This is a genomic window from Streptomyces sp. NPDC030840 (assembly GCF_055572015.1).
The window spans coordinates 272,294-298,107 of record NZ_JBVIEE010000001.1; the positions used below are offsets into that span (position 1 = coordinate 272,294).

Sequence of the window (25,814 nt, forward strand, 5' to 3'; positions counted from 1 at the left end):
CCGGTCCCCGGCTCAGCCGCGCCGGATGGTGATCGTCGTCCAGGCCCCCACGTGCACCCGGTCCCCGTCCTGCAGGGGCACCGGGACGAACGGCTGGATGGGCTCCTCGGAGCCGTTGACCGTGGTGCCGTTCGTGGAGTTCTGGTCGACGACCGCCCAACCGCCGTCCGGCTGCTGGACCAGCACCGCGTGCTGGTGCGAGACCCCCGGGTCCTCCGGCGGCACCGACAGATCGATGTCGGGGGTGTCACCGGTGGAGTGGCGGCGGCGGCCGATGGTCATCTGGTTGCCGACGAGGGCGCGCTGCTGCTCCGGGGAGTACGCGGGCAGGTTGAGCCCGGCGGCCTCGGGGCCGGAGCGCTGCATCATCGACATGAAGTAGTCGCGGTCCGGGCCGATCGTCGCCGTCCACGTCGCCGGCTGCTGCGGGTACGCGGGACCGGGCGGAGCCTGGGTGGCGCCCGGCTGCGGGTACCCGTACCCACCGGGTGCCCCCGGTCCGCCGGATCCGGCAGGCGCACCGGCACCGGGCGACGGCGGGGAGATCATCCAGTCGTCCTCCCCGCCCCCGAAGGACGGGCCGCCCTGCTGAGGGCCGCCCGGCCCGCCGGGACCGGGCGCGCCCGGCCGCCCCGTCTCGCGCGGGAAAGTGGGCGGAGCGGTCGCAGCCGACTGCTGGAAGGCCTGCGGCAGACCGCCACCCTGGCCTGGACCACCCGGACCACCCTGGCCGGGACCACCTGCGCCCGGGCCACCCGGACCACCCGGACCTGGACCGCCTGCCCCCGGGCCGCCGAAGCCTCCGGGACCCCCGGGGCCACCATGACCGGCCGGTCCACCAGGCCCACCAGGACCCCCAGGGCCTCCACCAGGACCCCCAGGGCCTCCACCAGGACCCCCAGGGCGGCCGGGCGGTGGGGCTTGACGTGATGGATCGCCGCCGAAGCCTCCGGGACCGGAGGGACGACCGGGACCGCCGGTGCCCGGCGGAGTGGTCGGCCCGGAGGGCTCGCTGCCGAAGGGCGGCCCCGGGGGAATGGGCTCCGCCGGCCGGTTCACCTGCGAGGGCCGCGAGCTCTGGTAGTCGTACGAGTCACCGCCGCCGAAGGACGGCCCCGGCCCGGGCGGCTGCTGGAACCGGAGAGCCGGGTTCGGTCCACCGGGAGCGCCCGGACCGCCGGGCCCACCAGGACCAGGCCCACCGGGCCCCCCGAACGGGGAGGACCCGCCAGGCCCACCAGGCCCACCAGGACCGCCGGGCCCCGACGGCCGAGGCGCCGCCGGCGTGTACGTCGTGGCCGTGTTCGTCAGGAAGTTCCACCGGCACTCCTCGCAGAAGGGCGCGCCGCCCTCACGGGGCGTACGGCACTGCGGGCAGAGCTCCGGCGCGTGATCCGGCGCGGCGGACTGGAACGGAGGCCCACCGGGCTGACCGCCACCGACCGGAGGCGGGGGAGGGGAGCCGGGTGGCGGATAGCCGTAGCCGGCGGCCGGCGGCGGGGGCGGAGGTGGCGGGGGTACGGCACCGGCCATGCGGTGACCGCAGACCTCGCACCAGTCGTCGGAACCCGACTGGTGTCCGTTCGGGCAGGTCGGCATGTCGGCGCGTCCCCCTTTCCTTTCCGGCCGTCCGGGCCGGGTTCTTCGACCGCGGTGGGCCGGTGTGACCGGTTCTGTCCGATCCCCGGGGCGGGGTCGGCCTCACTACTTCTTTACACGAACAGTTTTGGTGGACCGTGTTTCGAGAGTCATCTCGTCGGCCTCCGCGACCTTCGCCTTCAGTCGCACAGTACCTGCCGCCGCGTCGACGACGTCCACCACCTTCGCAAGCAGTTTCGCAGTATCGGCGTTCCCCGACTCGCTCGCGAGCTGAACGGCCCGGCCCAGCTTCGCCGTTGCGCCGTCGATATCCCCGGTTTTGCGGGCATCCAGTCCCTGTTGGATGACTTGTGCCAGTTCGGCCTGACCCGTGTAGTGCGCGACCTGGGGGTTGATGGAGGTCGAGGCCGCCATGTCGTCCGTCCACACGGCTCGTACGAGGCCCTGCGCGCCCAGGTTCTGCACGGTTCCGTCGGGTTGGGGGATCACCAGGGAGACGCGGGCGGCCAGCATCTCCTGGCCGAGTCCGGCGGCGGGCACCTCCACGCACACGTGGTAGTCGCGCGACTCGTCGCCCCAGGAGCCGGTCGGGTAGTCCCCGGCGCGCGGTCCCGCCTCGGTGCGGCGGTCGGTCAGGTCCTCGACCGTGGGGGCCACCTGCTTCACGAACTTGATCTCGGTGCCCATGGGTGTCCACAGCCGCAGCGCCACGTCCGCGACCTCCTTGCCCATGGCCGTCTCCATCATCTGCGTGAAGTCGGCGGCGAGCCCCGCGGGGTCGGCGACGATGTCCGCGGTGCCGAGCAGCGCGGACGCGATCCCTGTGACCTCTTTCACCTCCCAGTCGGTGCCCACGCCCCTCGCGTCACAGGTGTAGCGGCCGGCGGACGCGTCGAGGGCGGCGCGCAGGTCCTCCGGGGACTCGTGCTCGTTGCGGCCGTCGGTGAGCAGGATGCCGTGGCGGATGGCGACGTCCGCCGAGGAGAGCAGACGGTCGGCGAGCTTCAGCCAGGTGCCGATCGCGGTGCCGCCGCCCGCGCTCAGCTTGCGCAGGGCCTGCTTGGCCTGGTCGCGGGTGGTGGCGTCGGCGATCGCGAGCCGTCCGCCGCCGGGGTAGACCTCCTTGGCGATGTGGGTCCCGCCGATCACCGCGAAGTGCACACCGTCGCGCAGCGCGTCGATCGCGGCGGCCGTGGCGTCCCGCGCCCCGCGCATCTTCGTCGGCGGGTAGTCCATCGAACCCGAGCAGTCGACCATGATCGCCACGGCCGCGGAGGGGCCCTGCCCCGGCGAGTACAGGTGCGGGGCGGCGACGGCGCTGCCCACGGTGCCGCCGCCGGTCGAGCTCACCGTCACGATGGCGTTGACCTCGCGGCCGCCCTCCGGCAGGTACTCGTTCTGGTACACGTCCACCGAGAACTGCGGCACATTCGACTTCGAGAAATTGGCCATGCGCTTCTCGCTCCCCCTCAAGGCCCCCACGACGCGTGGGGCGATGCCTGTGCCTGTCGATACGGACCGGTCCCCTCCGGTCCGCCTCCCGACCCCGTCGATCGGCTGTTCCGCGGCCGTTCCCACACGGCCGTGACACGTCCGGGCGCGTGGGCGCCCTCAGGCCGATCCTGCCCCCTGGGGCGGGGCCGGGAACGGCAGGACGGCCACTGTTACGTTGTCGTGGCCCCCGCCGTCGAGGGCGTGGCCCACCAGCACCTGGGCGGCGTGCAGTGGACGCTGTCCGGCGTCGAGGGGGACGACCTCGGCCATCTCCTCCGCCGTCTCCGCGTAGTTCCACAACCCGTCGGTGCACACCACCACTACACCCGGCCGGTCGGGTTTGAAGGAAGCGGTGTGCGGCTCCAGTTCGTACGCGTCCGCGCCGAGCCAGCCCGTGATGGCGTGGGCGCGGTGGTCGGCGTACGCCTCGGCCTCGCTCATCAGCCCCGCGGCCACCATCTGCGCGGCCCACGAGTCGTCCTCGGTCAGCCGGGCCGGGGGTGCGCTGCGGTCCGCGGGGACCCAGTAGGCGCGGCTGTCGCCGACCCAGCCCACCACCAGCAGGGCGGAGGTGACGACCGTGCCCACCAGCGTGCACGCGGGCGCGTTCTGGTGCGGGGCGTGCTCCAGGGCCGTCTCGGGCTCCTCGGCCAGCGAGTTGACGGCGTTCGAGGCGGCGACGATGGCCTCGTGCATGGCCTGCTGAGGGTGTGTGCCGCGCGGCAGCGCCTCCAGCAGCGCCTCGCTCGCGGCGCGGGACGCGGCCAGGGAGGCGTCGTCCGGACGGGTCGCGGACGACACCCCGTCGCACACGACCGCGACGACCGCGGGCGAACCGTCGGTCAGGGCGGTGGAGGACACGGCGAACGCGTCCTCGTTGCGGTGGTGGCGCAGCCCCCGGTCGCTGACCGCCGCCACGGCGCCCAGCTCCTGCTCCATGTGGTCGCGTTCGCGGGGCTGGGCGTGGCCGCAGTTCTCGCAGTAGCCGTCCCGGTCGACCTGGCCCGCGCGGCACGCCACGCAGGTCTTCGTGCCCGCGGGCGGAGTCGAGAGGTCCGCGGTACGGGGGTCGACGGGCTGGGGCGCCGCCAGGTGGTAGTCCTCCGCGCCGGAGGACGACGGGGAGGGAGACGGGGGCGAGGACGGCGAGGACGGCGAGGACGCGGAGGACACAGAGGACGGAGAGGCGGACTCGGTGGGCCGGTCGAACCGCACCCCCCGCGCCGGACCCTCGGCCCCGCCCGGCGACCACCCCTCGCCACGCGCCGTGACCCCGCCCGACTGCGGTCCCTGAGCGGGCGGTTCGGCGCCACCCGACGGCGGCCCCTGGACGTGGGGCTCGGCTGCGCCCGACTGCGGTCCCTGAGCGTGGGGCTCGGCTGTGCCCGACTGCGGTCCCTGAGCGTGGGGCTCGGCACCACCCGACGGCGGACCCTGGACGTGGGGCTCGGATGCGCCGGACTGCGGCCCCCGCGCGTGCAGTTCGGAACCGCCGGAATCCGTTCCCCGGATGTCACTGGGCAGATGCACCGGTGCGGGCGCGCCGGAGACGCCGGCGTGGGGGGCGGCCGGCCAGTTCACGGGTGCCGCCCCGGGCGGCGGCGCCGTCCCGTTCATGGTGATCGTCGGGTTGTCCTGCGGCGGCGCGGGGATCACCGACAGGTCATACCCGCACGCACCGCAGAAGCGGTCACCCGATTCGAGAGGCCACTCGCAGCTCGGGCAGGCGGCCAGTTGGGGCATCTGCGACATCAACTACACCCACGTCCGGGGGCGGTAACGGTTGGCACGTTCCACCAGGTCGATCCTTTCCTCGCCGCCCTGGGCGAGCCGGGCCAGCGTGCGGTACGAGCGCTCCAGGCCGAAGCGGAGGCCGCGCTCGTCCAGCGCGCTGCCGAGCAGCACACGCCCGCCGCCCGCCGGTGGTGCTGAACCCTGGCTACCGGAGAGTACCCAGTCCAGCGCGCAGCCGAGGACCTCTGTGGACAACTGCTCGCGGCGCACGGCGTCCAGACCGTACCCACCGAGGGCTTCCACCTGGCCCGCGGCCGCGGTGAGATCGTCGAGGAGCGGCGATCCGGTGGTCTCGTTCGTCTCGTTCGTACGGTGACGCAGGCGCGCCCGTACGGCGGCGACGCGGGCCGCCGTGTAGTGGATCGACGCCTCCGGGACGGACTCCAGCGTCCGCACGGCGGCGCTCCGGTCGCCGGCCGCGAGTTGCACCCGGGCGAGCCCGAAGGCGCTGCTCACATAGCTGAGGTCGGTCGACCACACCAGGCGGTAGTACTCCGCCGCGTTGTCCAGTTGACCGAGGACCTCCGCGCACAGCCCGAGGGCCAGCTTCGGCGCGGGCTCGCCGGGGAACGCGTCATAGATGGCGTCGAACGCCAGCGCGGCGCTCTCGTGGTCACCGGTCGCGAGCGCCGCCACGCCCCGGTACCAGACCACCCGCCAGTCGTCCGGGTGGTCCCGCTCCAGGGCGTCCAGCGTGCCGATCGCACTGGCGAACTCGCCCATCTCCAGCCGGGCCCGCAGCTCCCTGAGCCGCAGCTCCAGCGAACCGGTGGGCGCCGCGTGCAGCGCGGTGATCAGCTCGGCGGGCGCCGAGGCGATCAGCCCGGCGAGGAACCCGGCGTTGGGGTCACCGGGGTCGACCCGGGGCACGGGCAGCGCGAGGGCCGCGGCGGCCGTGTCGAGCGGCTTGACCAGGGTGGTCGCGGCGCTCGGCGGCGGCAGCGGGAAGGGCTGTGTCCCCTTCGGCGCCGTCCTGCCCCGAGCGGGCCCCGCGACGGTGACCGCGACGGCGCCCTTCTTCCCGCGCACCGGGGCGGCCCGCACCCCCAGCCGCGACACATCCCCGTCCAGCTCGCCGAACAGCTCCGTGTCGGTGACCTTGATCTCGGGCCCGAACAGGGTGGACAGCGCCGGCCGTGCCCGCCCGGTCTGCAGGGACACGACCTCGCGGAGCACGCCCGTGAGCTGCTCCGCCATCTCCTGCGCGGAGGCGAACCGGCGGGCCGGATCGGGGTCGGTGGCGCGCACCAGCAGCCGGTAGAACGACTCGTACTGGCGGAAGACCTCGATGTGGTCCGGGTCGGGCAGGGAGTCCACGAACACGTTCGTGTAGCCCTGGAAGTCGAAGGTGAGGACGGCGAGCGTGCGGGCGACCGTGTACAGGTCCGAGGCAACGGAGGGCCCCACGTCCGCGACCTCCGGCGCCTGGTAGCCGACGGTGCCGTAGATGGCCGACTCATCGTCGTCCATCCTGCGCACCGCGCCCATGTCGATCAGCTTGAGCTGGTCCTCTGTCTGGATCGCGTTGTCGACCTTGAAGTCGCAGTACAGCAGGTTGCGGCTGTGCAGGTGGCCGAGGGCCTCCAGCGCCTCGATGCCGTACGCGCACGCCTGCTCGACCGGCAGCGGGTCACGCTTCCCGGCGGGCGTGCGGCGGCCGTTGGCGATCTCCTTGAGCGACTTGCCGCCGACGTACTCCATGACGATGTACCCGTCCAGCGAGCCGGTGCGCTGGTCGAGGTGCTCGACGAAGTTGTAGATGCGGACGATGTTGGAGTGCTCGATCTCGGCGAGGAAGCGGCGCTCGGAGATCGCGGCGGCCATCGCGTCCTGGTCACCGGTGTCCAGCAGGCCCTTCAGCACGACCCACCGGTCCGACACGGCACGGTCCACGGCCAGGTATATCCAGCCGAGACCGCCGTGCGCGAGGCAGCCCGCGACCTCGTACTGGCCGTGCACGACGTCACCGGCCTTCAGCTTCGGGACGAACGAATAGGGGTGACCGCACTTGGTGCAGAAGCCCTCCACGCGCCCCCGCCGTTCGCCGCGCGACCGCCCCACCGGCGCCCCGCAGTCGGAGCGCGAGCAGAACCGCTTGCGCTCGGGCACCTCGGGGTTGTCCAGGACCATCGCGCGCGGGTCGGGCCGCGGCACCTGCGGGACCTGTACGAGACCGGCACCCAGGCGGGCCCGCCCGGAGGAACCCGCGGACGAACCGGAGCTGCGCACCGACACCGAGCGGCCCGTCGACTTCCCCGACAGGGAGCGCGAGAGCCGGCCGGACACCGAGCGCCGCGACTGCGAGGACCGCGAGGACGTCCGCGAGCTGGCGCGGGAGCTGCCGCTCGACCCGCTGGACCGGCCCGATCCTCCCCCAGCCTCCGGCCGGGGGGACCCCCCTCTCGCTGCGCTCGATCCGCGGGCGCCCTTGCCGCCGGCGGTGCCCCCCGTGGCCGGGGAACCCACCATGCCCTTCGACGAGACGACCGGCGCCAGACCGCACGTGTCGCAGTACAGTTCGCCGCCGCCCATGTCCTCGTACGAACCCTCGCAGTCGGGCCGCTGGCACGCCTGCTGCTCACTCATCCCGCATCACCCCTGTCGCTCACGCGCCCGGCCCCCTCCGGTCCTGTGGCTGACTGGCCTCGCCCTGCCCCGGCACGCCCGTGCCGAGCAGCTCCGCGGCCGCGCGCTGGTAGCGGAGCACCGCCTGTTCGGCGACCCGCAGGTCGCAGGGCGCGCTCCACAGCATGCGGCGGGCCGCGTCGTACCGCTCGATGAGGAAAGGGTCCTCCGCGAGGCCGTGCCGGGCCACCTTCGCCCGGTACGCGTCGAGGCGGCCCCGCAGCTCGGCGCGGACCGCCAGGGGCGCGGTGACCGCGGTCAACGACTCACGGGCACGCATCAGTTCGTCCTCCGCCTTCTGCTCCAGGGACTCCAGGAGCGGGGACAGGCGGTGCCACTGGGCGTGTCTGCGGTACTCGGCGGCCGTCGCGAGCTGCTCCTGCAGCGCGGTCGGCGGGCCGCTGACCACGGGCACCTCCGTCGCGGCGATCTTCGCGAGCACCTCACCACGCGCGCTGCGTGCCTCGGCGAGCGTACGGTCCGCGCGGCTGAGCACGTCCCGCAGCTTCACCAGGCGCGCCTCGGCGTCCTGCCGGACCGTCAGCACGGCGTCGATCTCGCGCCGTACGTCCTCCAGGGCGCGCGCCTCACGGTCGTACGTCGAGGTGTCCGGGCGACCGCCGCCGGGGGCCGAACTGCCCTGCGCGGGGACCCAGTACGCCAGCGGATCGGACACCACCCGCTCGCGCAGGGAGGTCAGCGTGCGGGTGATCCGCTCCAGGTCGTCGCCCGCCGGGTGCTCACCGGGGCGTACACCCACGGAGTGCGCGAGCCGGCGGGTGCGCTGCAACTCGGCGGCCAGGAGATCGATCCGGGCGGGCAGCGCCGACCAGACCGCGTCGGCGGCGACCACCATGTCCAGCGAGGTCGCGTACAGCTCGTTCATCCGCTCCACGAGCTCGGCCAGGCTGAACCGCTCGCTCAGCCGGCCCGCTCCGGTCAGCGTGGGCACGTTGGCCGCCGCCGCGGTGCTGCCCGCGACCGTGACGCTCTGGCCGCGCAGCAGCTCCGTCAGCTCGACCAGGTCCTCACGGCTCGACCAGCGGCGGCGGGAGCGGATCTCGCGGGCGGAGCGCAGAGCGTCCGAGTAGGCGTCGAAGTACGCCCACAGCAGCGTGATCGACGCCTCGGCGGCCGTCCAGCGCTCCTTGGTGGTGCCCGTGAGCTCGGCGCCTTCGAGGAGTCTGCGGCCCGCGTGGTCCTGCAGGGCGAGGAGTGAGGTCTCGATCGCCTCGTGCTCCGCGCCGAGCCGCGCCAGCGCACGGTCCACCTCGTCCCGGTCCATCACCGGCCCGGTGGATCCCGCCACGCCCATCGATCACCTCTCGCTCCGTCGTCGCCCGCGCACACGGCGCTCGGGCAACTCTCCAGTGGTATCAGGTCGGTTGTTCGTGCTGGGATTCTGGTCGTTTCGGACGTACGGTTCGCGGTCGGTCCGGTTCGTCGGTCACCTGTAGTCGGGCGTCGGCGGCCGCGACTTCGCCGGATCCTCCCCGAGGGTGGGGGCGAGCCACTTGTCGTACGACTGCTGCCAGCCGTTGTCGCGGTAGTCCTCCAGGACCTGGTTGACCCGGCGTACCAGATCCTCGGCGTCCTTCTTCATCGCCACGCCGTAGTACTCGGTCGTGAAGGGCTTGCCCTTGAGCGCGACCGTCGGGTCCTGTGCGGCCTGGCTCGCGGCGAGCGCGCCGTCCGTGACGACGGCGTCGACCTCGCCGAGCTGGAGCCTTACCAGGCAGTCGAGTTGGTTGGGGACGGTGGTGGATATGTCGGCGGAGGAGACGAGGGCGCCGCTCTCCTTGTCGGCGTCCAGCCTCTCGTACGCGGTGGAGGTGGCCGCCGTGCAGATCTTCTTCCGCGCCAGTGAGTCGTCGTAGCCGTCGATCGTGGAGGACTTGGGCGCGAGGACCTGCTGGCCGGTCGTGAAGTAGGGCGCGGAGAAGGCGACCTCGTCCAGGCGCTTGCAGCTGATCGTCATGGTGCGGACCACCATGTCCACCTGCCCACCCTGGATGGCCGGGATGCGCTGGTTGGTGGGAACGGCCTTGAAGCGGATGTTGTCCTTCGGGTCGCCGCCGACGATCTCGTCGGCGATGCGGTGCGCGAGGTCGATGTCGAACCCCTCGAGGTCGGCGCTGTCGCTCTCGCTGTTGGGATCGCGATAGCCCCAGCGGTAGCTGTTCTGGTCGACGCCGACGACCAGGTAGCCGCGCTTCTTGATGGCCGCGACCGTCCTGCCGCTCTCGCTGGAGGACGGCGCCAGGCTCTGCCTCCAGGCGTCGGCGTCCTCGCAGTCGTCCGCCTTCGCGTACGTGCTCCGGGTCAGGCCCTGGCCGCCGGCGGCCGCACTGCCGTCGAGGGGCGCGTCACGCAGCGGCAACAGCGCGAAGGCCGCGGTGAGGGCGCAGGCGACCCCCATCGCGCCCACTCCGCCCCAGCCCTTCAGGCGGGCCCTCAGCCGTCGTGCCGCACTCATCACCGCGCCTCCTTCCACTGCCCTCATCACCGGTACTCCGACAGCCTGCGTCCGATGCCGAGCACGGCGCCCGACGCGCCCAGCACGGCGAGCAGGGCGGCGCCCACGGGGAGTCCGCTCATCGCGTCCCTTCCGTCCCGCGCCGCCAGCTTGAACTCGTTCTGCTCGTGAACGAGCGCCTTCCTCAGGTTCTCCACGACGCTGTCGAAGCACTCACCCGTCGGCTCGTCCTTCCCGGACCCGATGACCTTCCTCAGGGCGGCCTGGTAGTCGCCGTCGTTGTCGGCCTCCCGGGCCTTCTGGTGGCGCTCCATCCAGACCCTCATGTTGCCGGTGGCGGCCTTCACGGGCCGCTCGCCCGACTGGTCGTCGGCCACGTCCTGGGCCTTCGCGAGGTACGACGAGAGCTTCTTCATGTCGGTCCTGAAGGCGCTGTCGAACTTGTCGTCGCCGCTCTCGGTGGTCTCCGCGCCCCGGCTCACCAGCGTCAGGTTCTCGTTGCCGCGCGCCTTGAGGGAGGCGATCCGGGCGTCGTTCAGCACGTTCACCGAGACCACGCCGTTGTCGTAGGAGTCGCGGAGCTCCGAGCGGGCGAGGGCATGACCGGCGACGAGCCACAGCAGGACGACCGTGGAGGCGGCGGTGGCGGCGACCAGGCCGTGGTTCAGCACGCGGTTCGTGCGGTGGTAGTGGCGGCGCTGGGCCCACACGAGGGCACCCAGGGTGAGGACACCGAGACCGATCGCGGCCCACGGGTAGACGGTGGCGCTGTCGTAGTCGTCGCTCAGGCGCCGGTTCTCGTTGTTGTAGAGACGCTCGGCCCTGGGGAGCATCTCGTCCTGCATCTTCTGGTTGGCGTAGCGCAGGTAGGCGCCGCCCAGCGGGTAGCCCTGCCGGTTGTTGGCGCGGGCCCGCTCGACGAGGCCCTTGTACTCGGGCAGCAGCTTGTTGAGCTCGGCGATGGTCTTCGCGGAGGAGGAACCCGGGTCGGAGGCGGCGGCGGCGCCCGCCAGGCCGTCGGCGGCGTCCTTGATGTCGTTCTCGTACCGGGTGCGGGAGGCGGGGGTCTCCTGGGCGCCGGCGAGGAAGCCGCTGGAGGCCGCCGTGTTGGCGTCGGCGAGGGCGCGGTAGACGTCCGCCGCGGCGGCGCTCAGGGGCTGGCTGCTGTGGAGCACGTCGTCGGCGGCGGCCGCGCGGTCCGACATCTGCCACGCGGTGACGGCACCGAACGCGACGACCAGCAGGGCGAGGGCGGCTCCGATGATCCGCAGCCGGCCCGGCTCGGTCGTCGCCGCCGCGCGCAGCTCGTCGACGCCCTCCATGAACGCCGTGCGGCGCGGTGGGGCCGTGTCCGGCGCGCCGGACGACGCGGGCGGAGCGGGACGCGCGGTCCGCGGCGGCACGGCCGGGGCCGTGGGCGCCGCCTGGGCCGGTGGCGCCGGGCTCCCCTTCGACGTGTACGTCACTTGACCTCCCCCATGGCCATCCTTCGGTCACCTCCGTCCGGTGAACCGCACCGTGAACGGAGGTGCACGGCCGCAAGTATCGCCGCCGGGACTGACATCCGAACAGGTCTTGACTGGATCTTGTTCGGATCCCGGTCCCGCACACCGGATTCCCGCACCGCGAGAGGGTTACCGCACTACCCCCCGCCCATGAATACGCGATCGGGTTCGGTTCGGTTCCCACCGGCTTGGCACACTTTCGGGGGATGCCCACCAGGGGCGTTCAGTCCGCTTCGTAATACGCCCTCACGCGCGCGTGCACGCCGTCCGCGGCCCCCACGCGGTCGAGGCCGAGCAGGGCCGCGCCCAGCACCGGCCGCGCCGTGACGACCTGGGGGACCGCCTTGGGGGCGCGGGCCGCCAGCAGGTCGCGGACACGGGTGTCGAGCTGGGGATGACGGGCCGCCAGAACGCCGCCGCCGAGGAGGACGGGGACCTCCTCACCGAGGAGGTCCAGGCGGGTCAGGGCGACCGTCGCCATGGTGACCACCTCCTCCGCCAGACGGTCCACGAGAGCGCGGGCCACCGGGTCGCCGTCCGCCGCGGTGGCGAACAGCACGGGCGTCAGCTCGTGCCGGCGGGGCTGCTCGATGTGCTCCAGGTGCAGTGCCTCGATGAGCGCGTACATGGAGTCCAGCCCGAAGTGGGCCGGCAGCGCGCGGGCGAGCGCCGTCGGCTCGCCCCGCCCGTCCTCCGCCCTGGCCGCGTGCCACATGGCCTCCTCGGCCAGGCCCCAACCGCCGCCCCAGTCACCGGAGATGCGGCCGAGCGCCGGGAAGCGGGCGGTCCGGCCGTCGGGGCGCATGCCGACGCAGTTGATGCCCGCGCCGCAGACCACGGCCACCCCGCGCGGCTCGGCGATCCCGGACCGCAGGATCGCGAAGGTGTCGTTGCGCACGTCCACGGTCGCCCCCCACGCGCGCGCGTGCAGGGCGGCGGCCAACCGCTCCTCCTCCACCGGGAAGTCGGCGTTCGCCAGGCAGGCCGAGACGTGCGCGACGGAGGTGACGCCCGCGGCGGCGAAGGCCTGCCGCACGGCGCCGGCCAGTCCGTCCACCGCCGCCTCGACCCCCACGGCCGGGGGCTGGAACCCGGCGCCGCGTCCCGTCCCGGCGACCTCGCCGTCGGCCGTGATCACCGCCACGTCGGTCTTGCTGTTGCCGGCGTCGATGGCGAGCACGCAGCCGGTGCTTCCGGGGCCCGGCGCCGTGTCGTCGACGCCGGGCGCGGGCGCGGCTCCCGCCGAGGTCACGCCCACGCGAGGTGCTCCCGGTTGTGCGCGATCAGCTGGTCGGTGAGGGTCTCGGCGTACGCGTACTGCCCGATCAGCGGGTGCGCGAGCAGCGCCCGGAAGACCCGCTCGCGGCCACCGCGCAGGGCGGCGTCCAGCGCCAGGTCCTCGTACGCCGTCACGTTCGCCATCAACCCCGCGTACAGCGGGTCCACGGGCGCCACCGGCAGCGGGGCCGCGCCGCGCGGGCCGACCGCGGCCTGCACCTCGATCACCGCGTCGTCCGCCAGGAAGGGCAGCGTGCCCTTGTTGTACGTGTTGACGACCTGGAACGGACTGCCGGAGCCGCCCAGCAGCGCCGCCGCCAGGTCCACCGCGGCCTCCGAGTAGTACGCCCCGCCCCGCTTGGCGAGCAGCTCCGGCTTCCCGTCCAGCGCCGGGTCGGCGTACATCCGCAGCAACCGCCGCTCCATCTCCGCCACTTCGGCGGCCCGCGACGGCTTCGTCCGCAGTTCCTCCACGACCTCGTCGTGCGCGTAGTAGTAGCGCAGGTAGTAGGACGGGACCACGCCGAGGCGGTCGATGACCGGGCGCGGCAGGCGCAGGTCGGCCGCCACGGCGTCACCGTGCTCCGCGAGCAGCTTGGGCAGGACGTCCTCGCCCTCGGGGCCGCCGAGACGCACGCCGGTCTCCCACGTGAGGTGGTTGAGGCCCACGTGGTCCAGGTGCACCTCGGCAGGGGCCACGCCGAGCAGCCCCGCGAACTTCCGCTGGAAGCCGATCGCCACGTTGCACAGCCCGACCGCCTTGTGGCCGGCCTGGAGCAGGGCCCGGGTCACGATGCCCACCGGGTTGGTGAAGTCGATGATCCACGCGTCCGGGTTGGCGCGCCGCACCCGCTCGGCGATGTCCAGCACCACCGGCACCGTGCGCAGCGCCTTGGCGAGTCCGCCCGCGCCCGTCGTCTCCTGTCCGACGCAGCCGCACTCCAGCGGCCAGGTCTCGTCCTGCTGCCGGGCCGCCTGACCGCCGACGCGGAGCTGGAGCAGCACGGCGTCCGCGCCCTCGACGCCCTGGTCCAGGTCGCTCGTCGTGACGATCCGACCGCCGTGGCCCTGCCGCGCGAAGATGCGCCGGGCCAGACCGCCGACCAGCTCCAGCCGGTCGGCCGCGGGGTCGACGAGCACCAGCTCCTCGATCGGCAGGGTGTCCCTGAGCCGGGCGAACCCGTCGATGAGTTCGGGAGTGTAGGTCGACCCTCCGCCGACCACGGTGAGCTTCACTGGTGATTCCTCGCATTCATGCGTGTGGAGCCGTCGAGCTTCGGCCGGGGGTCCGGGGGCTGTCCCCCTGGAGAACACCGCATGCGTGTATCAACCCTTTACTCCGGTCAGGGTGACGCCCTCGACGAACGCCTTCTGCGCGAAGAAGAACACGAGGATCACGGGGGCCATGACCAGAACGGTCGCGGCCATGGTCAGGTTCCAGTCGGTGTGGTGCGCGCCCTTGAACGACTCCAGGCCGTAACTCAGCGTCCAGGCACCGGGGTTCTCGGAAGCGTAGATCTGCGGGCCGAAGTAGTCGTTCCAGGCGTAGAAGAACTGGAAGAGCGCGACGGCCGCGATCCCCGGCCTGGCCATCGGCAGGACGACCCGCAGCAGGGTCCGCAGCTCGCCGCAGCCGTCCACCCGCGCCGCGTCCAGGTACTCGTTCGGGATGGTCGTCAGGAACTGCCGCAGCAGGAAGATCGAGAACGCGTCCCCGAACGCCATCGGGATGATCAGCGGCCACAGCGAGCCCGACAGGTCCAGCTGCTTCGCCCAGAACAGGTACATCGGGATGACGACCACCTGCGGCGGCAGCATCATCATCGAGATGACCAGCATCAGGGACAGATTCCGGCCCCGGAAGCGGAACTTGGCGAGCGCGTACGCCACCGGGACCGAGGACACGACGGTGAGTACGGTGCCCAGTCCCGCGTAGACCAGTGTGTTCTTCCACCAGGTCAGGAAACCGGGTGTGTCGAAGACCTGCCGGTAGTTGCCCCACTCCCAGGTGTCCGGGACGAGATCGCGGGTGAGCGCCTGCTGGTCGCTCATCAGCGAGGTCAGGACGACGAAGACGAAGGGCAGGGTGAAGAAGAGCGCGGCGGCGACGCCGAGGGAGTGGATCGCGATCCACTCCAGCAGCGCCCGGCGGCGGGCCGTGCGCTCACTCGCCGGGGCCGCGTGGCTCAACTCCACGGGCTTGTCCAGTACTTGGGTCATGGTCAGTCACCTGCCTGGATCAGTCCGCCCCGGCGCCGCATCAGCAGCGCGGTGAACGCCATGGCGAGGGCGAACAGCACCAGCGCGACCACACAGGCGGAGCCGTAGTCGAAGCGCTGGAAGCCGAGGTTGTAGACGAGCTGGGGCAGCGTCAGGGTCGACTTGTCCGGGTAGCCCGGCTCGAACTGCTGGCCGGAGCCGCCGATGATCCCGGAGGCGACCTTCCCGGCCACCAGCGGCTGCGTGTAGTACTGCATCGTCTGGATCACGCCCGTGACGACGGCGAACATCACGATCGGCGAGATGTTCGGCAGCGTCACGAACCGGAACCGCTGCCACGCCGACGTCCCGTCCAGCTCGGCCGCCTCGTACTGCTCCTTCGGTACGTCGAGCAGCGCGGCCATGAAGATGACCATGAGGTCGCCCACGCCCCACAGCGCGAGCGCGGTGAGCGCCGGCTTGGACCACGTGGGGTCCGTGAACCAGCCGGGCGTCGGCAGCCCGATGCCGTCGAGGAGGGAGTTGACCGGACCGGTGCCGGGGTTGAGGAGGAAGACGAAGGCCAGGGTCGCGGCCACGGGCGGGGCGAGGTACGGCAGGTAGAACAGGGTCCGGAAGACCCCCGTGCCCGTCTTGATCTTCGTGATCAGCAGACCGACGCCGAGCCCGAACACCACGCGGCACGTCACCATCACGAGCACCAGCCAGAGCGTGTTGCGCAGCGCCGGCCAGAACAGCGGGTAGTCCTCGAAGACGTAGGCCCAGTTGCCCAGGCCGCGGAACACCGGTGTGCCGAAACCGTCGTACTTCATCAGCGAGAAGTACACGGTGGACACCAGCGGGTAGGCGAAGAAGACGCCGAACCCGATGAGCCACGGTGACAGGAACGCCACCGTTCGAAGCGCCGACCTGCGGCGCTTCGCGCGGAGTGTGTGCGTGGACATCGGTGACGCTACTTCGCCTGCTCGATGTCGGTGTCGATCTGCTGGGCGGTCTTCTCCAGACCGGCCTTGAGGTCCTTCACCTTGCCGGACTCGTACTGGTAGCCGAAGTCCTGGAGCGTCGTCTGGTACGTGGAGCCGTTGACGGAGGCCGGCGGGGTGTTCGAGTTCGGGTTCTGGGCGATGTCCAGGAACGTCTTGAAGCCGGGGTCCACCTTCAGGTCGGGCGACTTCAGGGCGGCGAACGTGGAGGGCACGTTGTGGATGGCGTTGGAGAAGGAGACGACGGCCTCGGTGTCGGTCGTCAGGTACTTCACCAGCTCCCAGGCCGCGTTCTGCTTCTTGCTCTGCGGGGCTATGCCGATGATCGTGCCGGAGAGGAAGCCCTTGCCGTACTCGTCCACCTCGTCGTCGGCCACGGGCAGCGGGGCGGTGCCGATCTCGAACTTCGTCCCGGCGGCCTGAGCCATGCCCAGGCGCCACTCGCCGTCCAGCTGCATGGCCACCTGACCGGTCTGGAACGGGTGCTTGGCCCCCCACTCGTCACCGAAGGTGTTGCGGTACTTCTCCAGCTTCGCGAAGCCGCCGAGGGAGTCCACCAGGCTCTTCTGGTACGTGAACATCTCCGCGAACGCCGGGTCCTTGGCGATGTTCGACTTGCCGTCCTTGTCGAAGTAGGCGTGGTCCCACTGGGACATGTAGTGGTCCACGACCGTCTCGTAGCCGTGGTAGTTCGGCATGAAGCCGAGCTGCTTGTAGCTGTCGCCCTTGGTGATGGTCAGCTTCTTGGCGACCTTCGCGAACTCCGACCAGGTCTTCGGCGGGGACTTGATGCCGGCCTTCTCGAAGGCGTCCTTGTTGTAGTACAGGCCGTAGGCGTCGCCCAGCAGCGGCAGGGCGCAGCGCGTGCCCTCGAACTGGGTGTAGTCCAGCATCGGCTTCGGGATGATCTTGTCGAGGTCGAGCTTCGACTTCTCGATGAAGGGCTTCAGGTCGAGGAAGGCGCCCGAGGAACAGAACTTGCCGACGTTGGAGGTCGTGAACGACGACACCACGTCCGGCCCCTTCGAACCGCCCGCGCGCAGCGCCTGGTTGAGCTTGTCGTCGTTGATGTTGCCGACGACCTTCACCGTGATGTTGGGGTGGGCCTCCTCGAAACGGTCCACGTTCTCCTGGATCGCCTTGGCCTCGGCGGGTGCGCTCCAGCCGTGCCAGAAGGTGATCGTCGTCTTGGCGCCGGCGTCGTCGGTGGCACCGGACTCGGCCTGGCCGGTGCACGCGGTCGCGAGGAGGGCGAGGGAAGCGGAGGCGGCGAGAGCGACAGCCGCTCTCTGGGGCATACCGGACATCAAGGGTCTCCCTAGACAGAGAAAGGGCAGAGGAGGGCAGAGAAAGGGCAGAGGAGGGCAGAGAAAGGGCAGAGGAGGGCAGGGGAAGGGCTGGGGGAGGGTGGGGGCGGGGGACGTACGGAGGTGCAGGGTTGGCCGGGCGCGGAGGTTCCGCAGACGGAGGTGCAGGGTTGGCCGGGCGCGGAGGTTCCGGAGACGGACGTGCCGGAGGCGGATGTGCCGGAGACGGATGTGCCGGTGCGCGGACGCGTACGGGTTAGCGCGAGGTGTCGAAGACCTCGTCGCGGGTGGTCGCGAGCGCGCTCTCCAGCGCGCCGCGCAACACGGGGTGTTCGGTCACGTCGCCGACCACCAGCCGGGGCCGGGAGGCGGCGAGTTCCATCAGCTCGGCCTCGACGAGACCGCGGAGGGGTTCGCCCCCCGAGGTGAGCGCGGAGCCGCTGAGGACGACGAGTTCGGGGTCGAGCACGGAGACGAGTGAGGCGAGACCGGTGGCCAGCCCGGTCGCGTACGTCTCCAGGAGCCTGCGCTGGGGCCCGGAGCCGGGGCCGCTGTCCGCGGCCCGCGCCACCAGAGTGGCGGCGACCTCGGCGTACGGGCCGTCGGGGACGTCCTCGATGCCCAGTTCGCGGGCCAGTTGGGGAATGACCTGCGAACCGGCCAGCACCTGGAAGCCGCCGCTGCCCGCCTTGGTGACGTGGCGGACCAGGGGCGCGCCCGGCACCGGCAGGAAACCGACCTCGCCGGCGCCTCCGGTCCAGCCGCGGTGCAGCCGGCCGCCGAGGACGAGCGCGGCACCGAGGCCGCCCTCGTTCCACAGCAGGACGAAGTCGTCGTGGCCCCGGGCCGCGCCCAGCCGCTGTTCGGCGATCGCGACGAGGTTGACGTCGTTCTCGTACTCCACCGGCATCGGCAGCGCGGCGGCGAGCTCGTCCAGGAGGGTGGGGGAGTGCCAGCCGGGCAGGTGGGAGGCGTAGCGCAGCCGGCCCGTGTTCGGGTCGAAGGCGCCCGGGGTGCCGATGACGAGCCGGTGGACGTCGTCCCGGCCGACCCCGGCGGCCTTGACCGCCCCGTCGAGGGCGTCGGTGACCTGCCGTACGACGGTGTGGCCGGAGCGCCGCCCGGGGGTGGGGACCTCGTACTCGCCCACCGTGCGGCCGGTGATGTCGGCGACGGCGGCGAGGATGCGCTCGGGGGTGACGTCGAGCCCGGCGGCGTACGCGGCGGCGGGGTTGACCGCGTACAGCTGGGCGCTCGGGCCGGGCCGCCCCTCGCTGGTGCCCGTCACGAGGACGAGCCCCGCCGCCTCCAGCCGGGCCAGCAGCTGGGAGGCGGTCGGCTTGGACAGTCCCGTGAGCTTCCCGATCCGGGTGCGGGACAGGGGGCCGTGGACGAGGAGGAGGTCCAGCGCGGCACGGTCGTTCATGGCGCGCAGGACGCGCGGGGTGCCCGGCGTGCTGCCGGATCCGGTTCCTGCCATGCGTGTCGACACCTGCCTCTCGGCTGCTCAGCATCCCAGTGACCTGGCCGGGCGTCCATGTCGGGGTGCCCGTCGATCACTGTTAGGAAAGTTTCCTATCGGTTGAGGAGGAAGTTAGGTCCAGACCACTGAGGCCGTCAAGCCCCTCCGACGCGAACCGCCCCCGAGGCAACGGAGTCGTTACCTGCGGGGGCGGAGAACGCGTCTTTGAGGGCGCGTGGAGGCGCGTGGAGGCGCGCGGTGGCGCTTCTTTACCGCACGTCGACGTAGTCGGCGGTGGACGTCTTCGCCGCCGTCGTGGACGTACCGGCGAACTTGTAGCGGTAGTAGCCGTCGGCCGAGGCCGTGACGGTGGTGGACAGGGCACCGGCGGTGCCCGACGTCACCGTTTTGACGTCGGTGTACGTGCTGCCGCCCGCGGGCTTGAACTGCAGGGTCACCGACTGGCCGGAGTAGCCGGTGTAGGTGCTCGACGACCAGGTCGCCCGCGTCAGGCTGCCCTTGACGGTGAGGGTGCTGCCCTGGGACACCGGCTCCGGAGTGGCGTTGGTGGTGAGCTTGGCGGCGCGCTTGAGGGTGGCGGTGGCGCCCGTGTTCCGTGCGATGTAGTCGACGCCGTCGTCGCCCATGCGCATGTACTCGCCGACGGCCTTCCACGTGGTGGCGTCGGCGGCCGCGTACAGGTCGGACTGCGGGTCGATGGTGATGTCACCGGTGCAGTTCCGGGTCGTGTCGTTCACGGCCGTGCAGGTGGGCGCGTTGCCCGGGCCCAGGGTGTTCTCGGCGGTGGTGAAGCTGGTACCGCGGTAGAGCTCGACCATCGCCATGACGTCGTCGAACTGGACGTCGGCGCTCCGGGTGATCGTGTACGTCACCCGGACGGTGACCGTGCTGGTGGTGCCGACCGTGATCGCCTTGCCGCCGTTGACGACGACGTTCGAGAAGGTGATGTCCGGCGTGAGTGCCTGCGCCGACGGAACGGCGAGGGCCGAGAGGGCCAGGGCACCGCACACGGCGGTGCCGACGGCGAGCTTTCGCATGTATCCCCACATTCGAGACGGGCCCCTGGGCGTTGCGCTCCAGAACAAGGGCTCGTTGCTGGGGGGACTCTAGGTGAATGTGTGGTGCAAGGGAAATGGGCTTTCTGTGTGAACAGGGTGTGAGAAGCCCTGCTACTCAGCTGTCTCTCGGAAGGGAGCCGTGTCGAGTGTGGGGTACGGTTCCGGGAGCGGGAGAGGCTCGCCCAGGGCGACCTTGGTCTCGGAGGCGTAGTACGCCTGTGTGGGGTCCTCGCCGGGCAGCATCGGGTCGGTGTAGCAGTGTGCCGTGTCGGTGTTGCGGTTGATCAGTACGTACACGGGGACGCCGACGGCGGCGTAGGTGCGCAGTTTGGGGCCGGTGTCCGTCTCGTGGTTGGTGGAGGTGACCTCTCCGGCGAGGGCGATCATGTCGATGGGGTACCAGCCTTTGTGGGCTTTGCGGTACGACTCGTCGAGCTCGGTCGGCTTGCGGCGGCGGAGGTAGAAGTCCGGAACGACCAGGGCCATCGTTCTGCCGTCCTTGTGGGAGGCTCGGTAGCCGTTGCCCATGCCTGCCAGCTCGAATCCCGCGTTGAAGAACTGGACTGCGAGTTTGAAGGCGCCGTCGTTGTGGTGGTCGTTCGGCGTCGGCGGCACGATGGCCATCCCCTCGATGTACTCGGGTCGAATCGGCGCAACCGACGCCTCCTCGATCGCGATCAACAAATCGATGGGGTCCTGCTGCGTCATGACCGTCTCCATGAAGGGTTCGGCGCTCATCGATGGCTCTCCCTCGTCACGCTGATGCCAGGCTACGCCCGCGCTGGGTGCCCGGGCAGAACGATGAGCCGCCCGGATGCGCCGCGACCAGGGAAAACGGTCCGCGTTCACTCGAACGAGTGTGCTGAACCGTTATGGCGGATGGCTTTCCCCGGCTCGGGTTCAGAGCAGGTGATCCACCTTCCCGGCCTTGATGTCGAGGATTAGCGCGCGCAGCGCTTCATGGCTGTCGGTGAGGTAGGCGTGCTCGGCGCCGGCTATGGCGATGTAGGCGTTGCCTTGGGGGTCGGTGCCGAGGCGGAAGCAGGAGTTGCCCTCGCCGCAGAAGGGCTCTTCCCACGTGATTGTCGTGTTGTCCATCGGGACTCCTCAAAGGCTGGTGGCGATCTCACGGATGAAGTCGCGTGACGTCGCCGGAGACAGGGTGATGCCCTCCATCCAGCCCAGATGGGCACGGTACTTCGCCAACTGGGCCTCCGTGTGCAGGAAATCAGGCCCATGAGAGCTGTCGATCTGCACGGTGTCGAGCTGAGGAACCGGCCCTTCCGCGTACAGCACGGTCTGGCCCGCGCCAGGACACGCTCCCGCCTCGAAGGGGATCACCAGCAGCCTGGTGTTCTCCTGCTCCGACTTCTTCACCAGAGGGTCGAGCTGGGCTCGGGCGACCGCACGCCCGCCGAACCGCATCCGGAGTGCGGCCTCGTGCACGATGGCGACGAAGTCGGATGCCTTTTCGCCGTCCAGTACCTGCTGCCGTTCAACCCGGTGAGCCAGCCGCAGGGCGATCTCGTGCTCGGGCAGTTGTGGGATCACGACGCGCAAGATGGCGAGCGCGTGGCCCGAGGTCTGCAGCAGGCCGGGGACATGCATGGAGATTGCAGTTTCGCGAGCACGATCGACCTTGAGGAGTGTTCCGTCGCGGTACCCTAGGACTTTCCGCACCTCGTAAGCGTCCTCGCTGATTTCGCTGAAGAAGAGCGTGGCCGTCGCGGAAATTATGATGCCACTCCACTCGCCAATATCGCACTTCTGCAGTTCTCCTCCAGCCTTTGGGCTTGGAGTCTGCCTGCCGGAAGATGGCAGACCGTCACGACTTGTCATCAAAGTATGGAAGCATAGGCTGGCGTCCGTCATGCCTAATGAGGCGGGCCTAGGTCTTTCCTGTTGTCCGGTGAACAGGCATTGAGCGCCAGTGTGGAGCGATGCTACCGAGGGGGAGTGCGGCGGCGTACGGCAGGCCTATGGGGTCGATACTGTCCGCCCGCACCTCGCTGTTACAGCCCGCCGGCCCTTTTTTGGCGCAATGTCATGAAGTAGTCATCGATGTCGATGATCTCATCTTGGGTCAGCGTCGGAGGTTTGCCATTCTGCTCGTGAACGTGCTGAATGAATTCTGGTCCAGGCGACACTCCGTAGGTTTCGACATAGTCGGCGGCGTCGCCGCGCCAGTAAAATTCACCATCGGTAAGGACTCCACTGCCGCCCGAGGTGCCAAACTTCGATTCCAAGATGTCAGTCGTGTACTCCATGATGGCTAGAACGACATTCCCCTTTCTCATGTATGACGCGATAATGGCCCTTTCGCTGGCGGGGACGGAATCCACTTGGGTGAGCATTTGGTCTCTGCGTTGTGCGTAAACAGACTGCCCTTCCATGAGGCTTAGGATTCCCAGTGAGATGACCCGTCGCATGGTCGATTCTCCTCCATTTGCTGCATTGTGGTCTGTGCTCTCTTATTTTACGATGGGGATGCCCTGTGGCCCATCCTGGCCATTCACGAACCAAACCAGTGCGTGGATCAAGGTCCATCATGTGAGGACTTGCGTTTCTGACCTCCACTCCGAGGATTTCGGCGAGTTCGTCGGCTGCCCCGATGGCTCCATGGCACGTAGCAAGCTGGATTGGTCCGCCTCGGTAGTGAGGATTTTCGAGGATGGCATCCGCGATCTGCTGAGGGTCCGTGATCATTCCATCCACTCTGAGATTTCCGATTTCATCTCCATGAACAATCACATCATGCCCGGCAGCCCCCTTGGAGCGAAGAACGTTCTGCAGGGTATTGGCGTCGTCACCGATCGCCGTTGCCGTCTCGGTGTGCCGGACCGTGGCCCCACTCGCCAAGAAGGAGTCCATTTGGGCTGTGCCTTCCGGCGTGCACGGAGCGAGCCCCATCGGACCTGTTGCCCGCAGCGGCCGCCCACACCGTCTTCATGGTGTTCGAGACGTACTCCTCCTGCTCGTGATACAGCCCTGCCGACAGGTTCAGCCGGCCCGCGAACTCGTTCGCGTCCCGCATCAGGGAGCGCACACCCCAGCCCCACCGCTCACAGAAGTCGGCGAACACCTGACGCAGGCCCCCGTCGCCCACCTCCAGGCCGGCCAGTTCCAGGTCGTCGAAGCCGCGCCCCAGGTTCGCCTCGATGTCGAAGCCGAGCTCCTTCAGCTCGTCCATCGCCAGGTTGATGCCCCGCGTGATCCGCGCCAGCGCCTCCGCGTCGACCCGGTAACCACCGCCACCACCGCCGCCGCTCATGCCGGCACCCCATCGGAGTCCCGGGCAACGGACTCCGGTACGACCCCCGTCACCGGCGGCAGCACCATCCCCGCGACACTGCCCGCATCCACCGCGATCCCGACCGGCCCGTCCACCTGCGGGATCACCTGATCCAGCAGCCGCGCCCCGTACACCGGCACCCGCTCCGGCACCACCTCACCCCGCGCTTCCGCGAAACGCGCCAGCGCCGCGTCGTCCGTGAACACCAGCAGCCAGCGGATACCGCCCGCCTCCACCGAGAGCAGCGTGTCGTCCACCACCGGCACCAGCACCTCACCGCGCCGGAAGTCCCCGACCACCGCACGCAGATCGCCCCGCCCGGCCGCGGCCAGGTCCGCCAGCCGCAGCCGCAACGCCTCGGCTCCCGCCCGGGCTCCCGCCTGGGTTCCCGCCCGGGCTCCCACCTGCGCTCTCGCTCCGGCCATCCCCGTCGCCCCTCGCACGCCCATTCATCGCACAAACGGCCGATCACGTTAGTCGGTCGGATCATGGGAGCACCACAGGCATCCGCGCCACGGCGTGGCGAGCCGCACCCTGGCACGGGAGGCCCCTGGCACGGGACGCCCCCCTGGGATGTGAGGCCCCTGGCACGGGAGGCCCCTGGCACGGGAGCCCCCTGGCACGGGGGCCCCAGGGCTCGACGAAGCACCCGGCGTCCCCAGGGGAGCGCCGGGTACGGAAAAGCCCGGATCGTCAGGCGGAAATGCCGTCGATCCGGGCCAACGCGTCGTCCGCGCCGTACGGCTGCAAGTAGGGCAGCCAACGCGGGTCCCTATGGCCGGTCCCGATGATGCGCCAGGCCAGGCCGGTGGGCGGGGCGGGTTTGTGGCGGAGCCGCCAGCCGATCTCCACGAGATGGCGGTCGGCCTTGACGTGGTTGCAGCGACGGCAGGACGCCACCACGTTGTCCCACACGTGTTTGCCCCCGCGGCTGCGCGGGATGACGTGGTCGACGCTGGTTGCGACGCCACCGCAGTACATGCACCGGCCCCCGTCGCGGGCGAACAGCGCCCGGCGGGTCAGTGGGACGGGCCCCCGGTAAGGGACCCGAACAAACCTTTTGAGCCGGACCACGCTGGGTGCGGGGACTGTGACGGTCGCGCTGTGCATGAAGGCGCCGGACTCCTCGAGACAGATGGCCTTGTTCTCGAGGACGAGGACGAGCGCGCGGCGGAGCGGTACGACGCCGAGCGGCTCGTACGACGCGTTCAGGACCAGGACATGCGGCACGGATGCCTCCTTGTACGCCGGCGGCGCGTGGCTCGCGCCGGGACGATCCGTAGTCAGTCTCCCCTCATGCCTGGTGGAAGCGCCACCATGTCCCGGTAACGGGCTGGGAGTGTTTTCGACCACACCTCTTTCATCCCCCGGTGCGGGGGCACTTCATCCCACCTGTTCATTCCCTGGTGAGAGTCGTCTCTCCCTCGAACATCACAACGATCCACACACGATGCCCCGATAGTGTGGTGGTTCTGCCCGGTAGTCCACGTCTGTCCACGCTCCGGTCCAGGCTCGTCCATGTTCATGGCGGGCTCGCGACGGTGCGTGGCCGTGTCCCCCTGTCTGTCGGCAGACCGCTACACCTGGAGGTACCTGCCGTGTCCTTGTCCGTCCTGCTGTCGGCCGCCGATCCCAGCGAGGAACCGACGGCCCCTTCGCTCCAGGACGCCCAGGAGAGCGCGACCAACGCCGCGAGCTGGGTCGAGGAGAACTGGTCCACCTGGCTCGCGATCGGTCTGCGGGTCCTGCTGATCCTGGTCATAGCGGCCGTCCTGAGAGTGGCGATCCGCCGGGCCATCACCAAGCTCATAGACCGCATGAACCGCACGGCGTCGGCGGTCGACGGCACGGCCCTGGGCGGGCTGCTCGTCAACGTGGAACGGAGGCGTCAGCGCTCCCAGGCCATCGGCTCGGTGCTGCGCTCGGTCGCCTCCTTCCTGATCATGGGCACGGCCGGCCTGATGGTCCTCGCCACCTTCGAGATCAATCTCGCCCCGCTGCTGGCCTCGGCCGGTGTCGCCGGTGTCGCCATCGGTTTCGGCGCCCGGAACCTGGTCACGGACTTCCTCTCCGGCGTCTTCATGATCCTGGAGGACCAGTACGGCGTCGGGGACACCGTCGACGCGGGCGTCGCCTCCGGTGAGGTGATCGAGGTGGGCCTGCGGGTGACCAAGCTGCGCGGCGACAACGGTGAGATCTGGTACGTCCGCAACGGCGAGGTCAAGCGCATCGGCAACCTCTCCCAGGGCTGGTCCACGGCCGGTGTCGACGTCACGGTGCGCCCCAGCGAGGACCTCGCCAGGGTCCGCCGCACCCTGCTGGCGGTCGGCGAGGAGATGAGCAAGGACGAGCCCTGGAACGAGCGTCTGTGGGGCCCGATCGAGGTCCTGGGCCTGGACAGCGTCCTGCTCGACCAGATGGTGGTCCGCGTCTCCGCGAAGACGATGCCCGGCAAGGCACTCTCCGTGGAGCGGGAGCTGCGCTGGCGCATCAAGCTGGCCTTCGACGCGGCCGACATCCCCCTCGTGGGCGGCATCCCGGCCCAGCCGGAGGGCGAGGCGGACGCCGACCCCACGGCCGGCATCGCGCCCCCGTCGGCGTACTCCTCCACGTCGTCGCCCCAGTCCGAGCGGGCGGCTCCGATCGCCCCGGTCGCCCCACCGGTGAAGTAGTCCGCCGTACTGCAGGAGCCTCGTCGCG

The 25,814-nt window shown here is 70.6% G+C and carries 22 protein-coding genes; 1 reads left to right on the forward strand and 21 read right to left on the reverse strand.

Going from position 1 to position 25,814, the window contains the following annotated elements; translation table 11 throughout:
* Window positions 1-12: 12 nt before the first annotated feature.
* The 21 genes from ACZ49J_RS01130 to ACZ49J_RS01230 all read right to left on the reverse strand — a co-directional run bounded on the left by ACZ49J_RS01130 (window position 13) and on the right by ACZ49J_RS01230 (window position 24,344).
* Window positions 13-1,599, reverse strand: a complete 1,587-nt coding sequence (locus ACZ49J_RS01130) for an FHA domain-containing protein (protein WP_467457265.1) — start codon at window positions 1,597-1,599, stop codon at window positions 13-15.
* Window positions 1,600-1,704: 105 nt separating this feature from the next.
* Complete coding sequence (locus ACZ49J_RS01135; RefSeq protein ID WP_467457264.1) at window positions 1,705-3,051, reverse strand: vWA domain-containing protein; 1,347 nt, start codon at window positions 3,049-3,051, stop codon at window positions 1,705-1,707.
* 159 nt (window positions 3,052-3,210) lie between these two features.
* Window positions 3,211-4,848 (reverse strand): PP2C family serine/threonine-protein phosphatase, encoded by a 1,638-nt coding sequence (locus tag ACZ49J_RS01140; RefSeq protein WP_467457262.1) that lies wholly within the window; start codon window positions 4,846-4,848, stop codon window positions 3,211-3,213.
* Entirely contained in the window at window positions 4,849-7,473 is a 2,625-nt protein-coding gene (locus tag ACZ49J_RS01145) for a serine/threonine-protein kinase (protein ID WP_467457261.1), read from the reverse strand. It abuts the gene before it with no gap.
* 19 nt (window positions 7,474-7,492) lie between these two features.
* Complete coding sequence (locus tag ACZ49J_RS01150; RefSeq protein ID WP_467457259.1) at window positions 7,493-8,827, reverse strand: hypothetical protein; 1,335 nt, start codon at window positions 8,825-8,827, stop codon at window positions 7,493-7,495.
* A 132-nt stretch (window positions 8,828-8,959) separates the two neighbouring features.
* Window positions 8,960-9,988, reverse strand: a complete 1,029-nt coding sequence (locus tag ACZ49J_RS01155; RefSeq protein ID WP_467457258.1) for a glutamate ABC transporter substrate-binding protein — start codon at window positions 9,986-9,988, stop codon at window positions 8,960-8,962.
* Window positions 9,989-10,014: 26 nt separating this feature from the next.
* Window positions 10,015-11,454, reverse strand: coding sequence for a hypothetical protein (locus ACZ49J_RS01160; RefSeq protein ID WP_467457256.1), 1,440 nt, complete (start codon window positions 11,452-11,454; stop codon window positions 10,015-10,017).
* Between the two features lie 262 nt (window positions 11,455-11,716).
* On the reverse strand, window positions 11,717-12,673 hold the full coding sequence (locus tag ACZ49J_RS01165; RefSeq protein ID WP_467457308.1) for an N-acetylglucosamine kinase: 957 nt from the start codon (window positions 12,671-12,673) through the stop codon (window positions 11,717-11,719).
* Window positions 12,674-12,741: 68 nt separating this feature from the next.
* Entirely contained in the window at window positions 12,742-14,007 is a 1,266-nt protein-coding gene (locus ACZ49J_RS01170; RefSeq protein ID WP_467457255.1) for a 6-phospho-beta-glucosidase, read from the reverse strand.
* A 90-nt stretch (window positions 14,008-14,097) separates the two neighbouring features.
* The gene (locus ACZ49J_RS01175) at window positions 14,098-14,991 is read right to left on the reverse strand and encodes a carbohydrate ABC transporter permease (protein WP_467457253.1); all 894 of its coding nucleotides are present in this window, start codon (window positions 14,989-14,991) and stop codon (window positions 14,098-14,100) included.
* Window positions 14,992-14,993: 2 nt separating this feature from the next.
* Window positions 14,994-15,935: a carbohydrate ABC transporter permease gene (locus ACZ49J_RS01180; RefSeq protein WP_467457252.1), complete on the reverse strand. Its 942-nt coding sequence runs from the start codon at window positions 15,933-15,935 to the stop codon at window positions 14,994-14,996.
* 8 nt (window positions 15,936-15,943) lie between these two features.
* The gene (locus ACZ49J_RS01185; RefSeq protein ID WP_467457251.1) at window positions 15,944-17,281 is read right to left on the reverse strand and encodes an ABC transporter substrate-binding protein; all 1,338 of its coding nucleotides are present in this window, start codon (window positions 17,279-17,281) and stop codon (window positions 15,944-15,946) included.
* 256 nt (window positions 17,282-17,537) lie between these two features.
* Complete coding sequence (locus ACZ49J_RS01190) at window positions 17,538-18,761, reverse strand: ROK family transcriptional regulator (RefSeq protein ID WP_467457249.1); 1,224 nt, start codon at window positions 18,759-18,761, stop codon at window positions 17,538-17,540.
* Between the two features lie 251 nt (window positions 18,762-19,012).
* On the reverse strand, window positions 19,013-19,801 hold the full coding sequence (locus tag ACZ49J_RS01195) for a hypothetical protein (RefSeq protein ID WP_467457248.1): 789 nt from the start codon (window positions 19,799-19,801) through the stop codon (window positions 19,013-19,015).
* Between the two features lie 132 nt (window positions 19,802-19,933).
* Complete coding sequence (locus ACZ49J_RS01200) at window positions 19,934-20,560, reverse strand: Uma2 family endonuclease (RefSeq protein ID WP_467457247.1); 627 nt, start codon at window positions 20,558-20,560, stop codon at window positions 19,934-19,936.
* Between the two features lie 162 nt (window positions 20,561-20,722).
* The gene (locus ACZ49J_RS01205; protein ID WP_467457245.1) at window positions 20,723-20,920 is read right to left on the reverse strand and encodes a hypothetical protein; all 198 of its coding nucleotides are present in this window, start codon (window positions 20,918-20,920) and stop codon (window positions 20,723-20,725) included.
* A 9-nt stretch (window positions 20,921-20,929) separates the two neighbouring features.
* On the reverse strand, window positions 20,930-21,661 hold the full coding sequence (locus ACZ49J_RS01210; RefSeq protein ID WP_467457243.1) for a DUF5753 domain-containing protein: 732 nt from the start codon (window positions 21,659-21,661) through the stop codon (window positions 20,930-20,932).
* A gap of 173 nt (window positions 21,662-21,834) precedes the next feature.
* Window positions 21,835-22,251: a hypothetical protein gene (locus ACZ49J_RS01215; protein ID WP_467457242.1), complete on the reverse strand. Its 417-nt coding sequence runs from the start codon at window positions 22,249-22,251 to the stop codon at window positions 21,835-21,837.
* Between the two features lie 377 nt (window positions 22,252-22,628).
* The gene (locus ACZ49J_RS01220; RefSeq protein WP_467457241.1) at window positions 22,629-23,093 is read right to left on the reverse strand and encodes a hypothetical protein; all 465 of its coding nucleotides are present in this window, start codon (window positions 23,091-23,093) and stop codon (window positions 22,629-22,631) included.
* The gene (locus tag ACZ49J_RS01225) at window positions 23,090-23,539 is read right to left on the reverse strand and encodes an SseB family protein (protein WP_467457240.1); all 450 of its coding nucleotides are present in this window, start codon (window positions 23,537-23,539) and stop codon (window positions 23,090-23,092) included. The genes ACZ49J_RS01220 and ACZ49J_RS01225 overlap by 4 nt, the downstream gene beginning before the upstream one ends.
* A gap of 268 nt (window positions 23,540-23,807) precedes the next feature.
* Window positions 23,808-24,344: an HNH endonuclease gene (locus ACZ49J_RS01230; RefSeq protein ID WP_322723239.1), complete on the reverse strand. Its 537-nt coding sequence runs from the start codon at window positions 24,342-24,344 to the stop codon at window positions 23,808-23,810.
* A 368-nt stretch (window positions 24,345-24,712) separates the two neighbouring features.
* Here ACZ49J_RS01230 and ACZ49J_RS01235 point away from each other — a divergent pair, with 368 nt between their 5' ends.
* The gene (locus ACZ49J_RS01235; RefSeq protein ID WP_467457239.1) at window positions 24,713-25,786 is read left to right on the forward strand and encodes a mechanosensitive ion channel family protein; all 1,074 of its coding nucleotides are present in this window, start codon (window positions 24,713-24,715) and stop codon (window positions 25,784-25,786) included.
* The last annotated feature ends 28 nt before the right edge of the window (window positions 25,787-25,814 follow it).

Excerpts from the sequence above, each read along its gene's own strand:
- ACZ49J_RS01130 (WP_467457265.1), bottom strand. The coding sequence starts at position 1,599 with ATGCCGACCTGCCCGAACGGACACCAGTCGGGTTCCGACGACTGGTGC.
- ACZ49J_RS01135 (WP_467457264.1), bottom strand. The coding sequence starts at position 3,051 with ATGGCCAATTTCTCGAAGTCGAATGTGCCGCAGTTCTCGGTGGACGTG.
- ACZ49J_RS01145 (WP_467457261.1), bottom strand. The coding sequence starts at position 7,473 with ATGAGTGAGCAGCAGGCGTGCCAGCGGCCCGACTGCGAGGGTTCGTAC.
- ACZ49J_RS01150 (WP_467457259.1), bottom strand. The coding sequence starts at position 8,827 with ATGGGCGTGGCGGGATCCACCGGGCCGGTGATGGACCGGGACGAGGTG.
- ACZ49J_RS01155 (WP_467457258.1), bottom strand. The coding sequence starts at position 9,988 with ATGAGTGCGGCACGACGGCTGAGGGCCCGCCTGAAGGGCTGGGGCGGA.
- ACZ49J_RS01175 (WP_467457253.1), bottom strand. The coding sequence starts at position 14,991 with ATGACCCAAGTACTGGACAAGCCCGTGGAGTTGAGCCACGCGGCCCCG.
- ACZ49J_RS01180 (WP_467457252.1), bottom strand. The coding sequence starts at position 15,935 with ATGTCCACGCACACACTCCGCGCGAAGCGCCGCAGGTCGGCGCTTCGA.
- ACZ49J_RS01185 (WP_467457251.1), bottom strand. The coding sequence starts at position 17,281 with ATGTCCGGTATGCCCCAGAGAGCGGCTGTCGCTCTCGCCGCCTCCGCT.
- ACZ49J_RS01190 (WP_467457249.1), bottom strand. The coding sequence starts at position 18,761 with ATGGCAGGAACCGGATCCGGCAGCACGCCGGGCACCCCGCGCGTCCTG.
- ACZ49J_RS01195 (WP_467457248.1), bottom strand. The coding sequence starts at position 19,801 with ATGCGAAAGCTCGCCGTCGGCACCGCCGTGTGCGGTGCCCTGGCCCTC.
- ACZ49J_RS01200 (WP_467457247.1), bottom strand. The coding sequence starts at position 20,560 with ATGAGCGCCGAACCCTTCATGGAGACGGTCATGACGCAGCAGGACCCC.
- ACZ49J_RS01205 (WP_467457245.1), bottom strand. The coding sequence starts at position 20,920 with ATGGACAACACGACAATCACGTGGGAAGAGCCCTTCTGCGGCGAGGGC.
- ACZ49J_RS01210 (WP_467457243.1), bottom strand. The coding sequence starts at position 21,661 with ATGACAAGTCGTGACGGTCTGCCATCTTCCGGCAGGCAGACTCCAAGC.
- ACZ49J_RS01215 (WP_467457242.1), bottom strand. The coding sequence starts at position 22,251 with ATGCGACGGGTCATCTCACTGGGAATCCTAAGCCTCATGGAAGGGCAG.
- ACZ49J_RS01220 (WP_467457241.1), bottom strand. The coding sequence starts at position 23,093 with ATGAGCGGCGGCGGTGGTGGCGGTGGTTACCGGGTCGACGCGGAGGCG.
- ACZ49J_RS01225 (WP_467457240.1), bottom strand. The coding sequence starts at position 23,539 with ATGGCCGGAGCGAGAGCGCAGGTGGGAGCCCGGGCGGGAACCCAGGCG.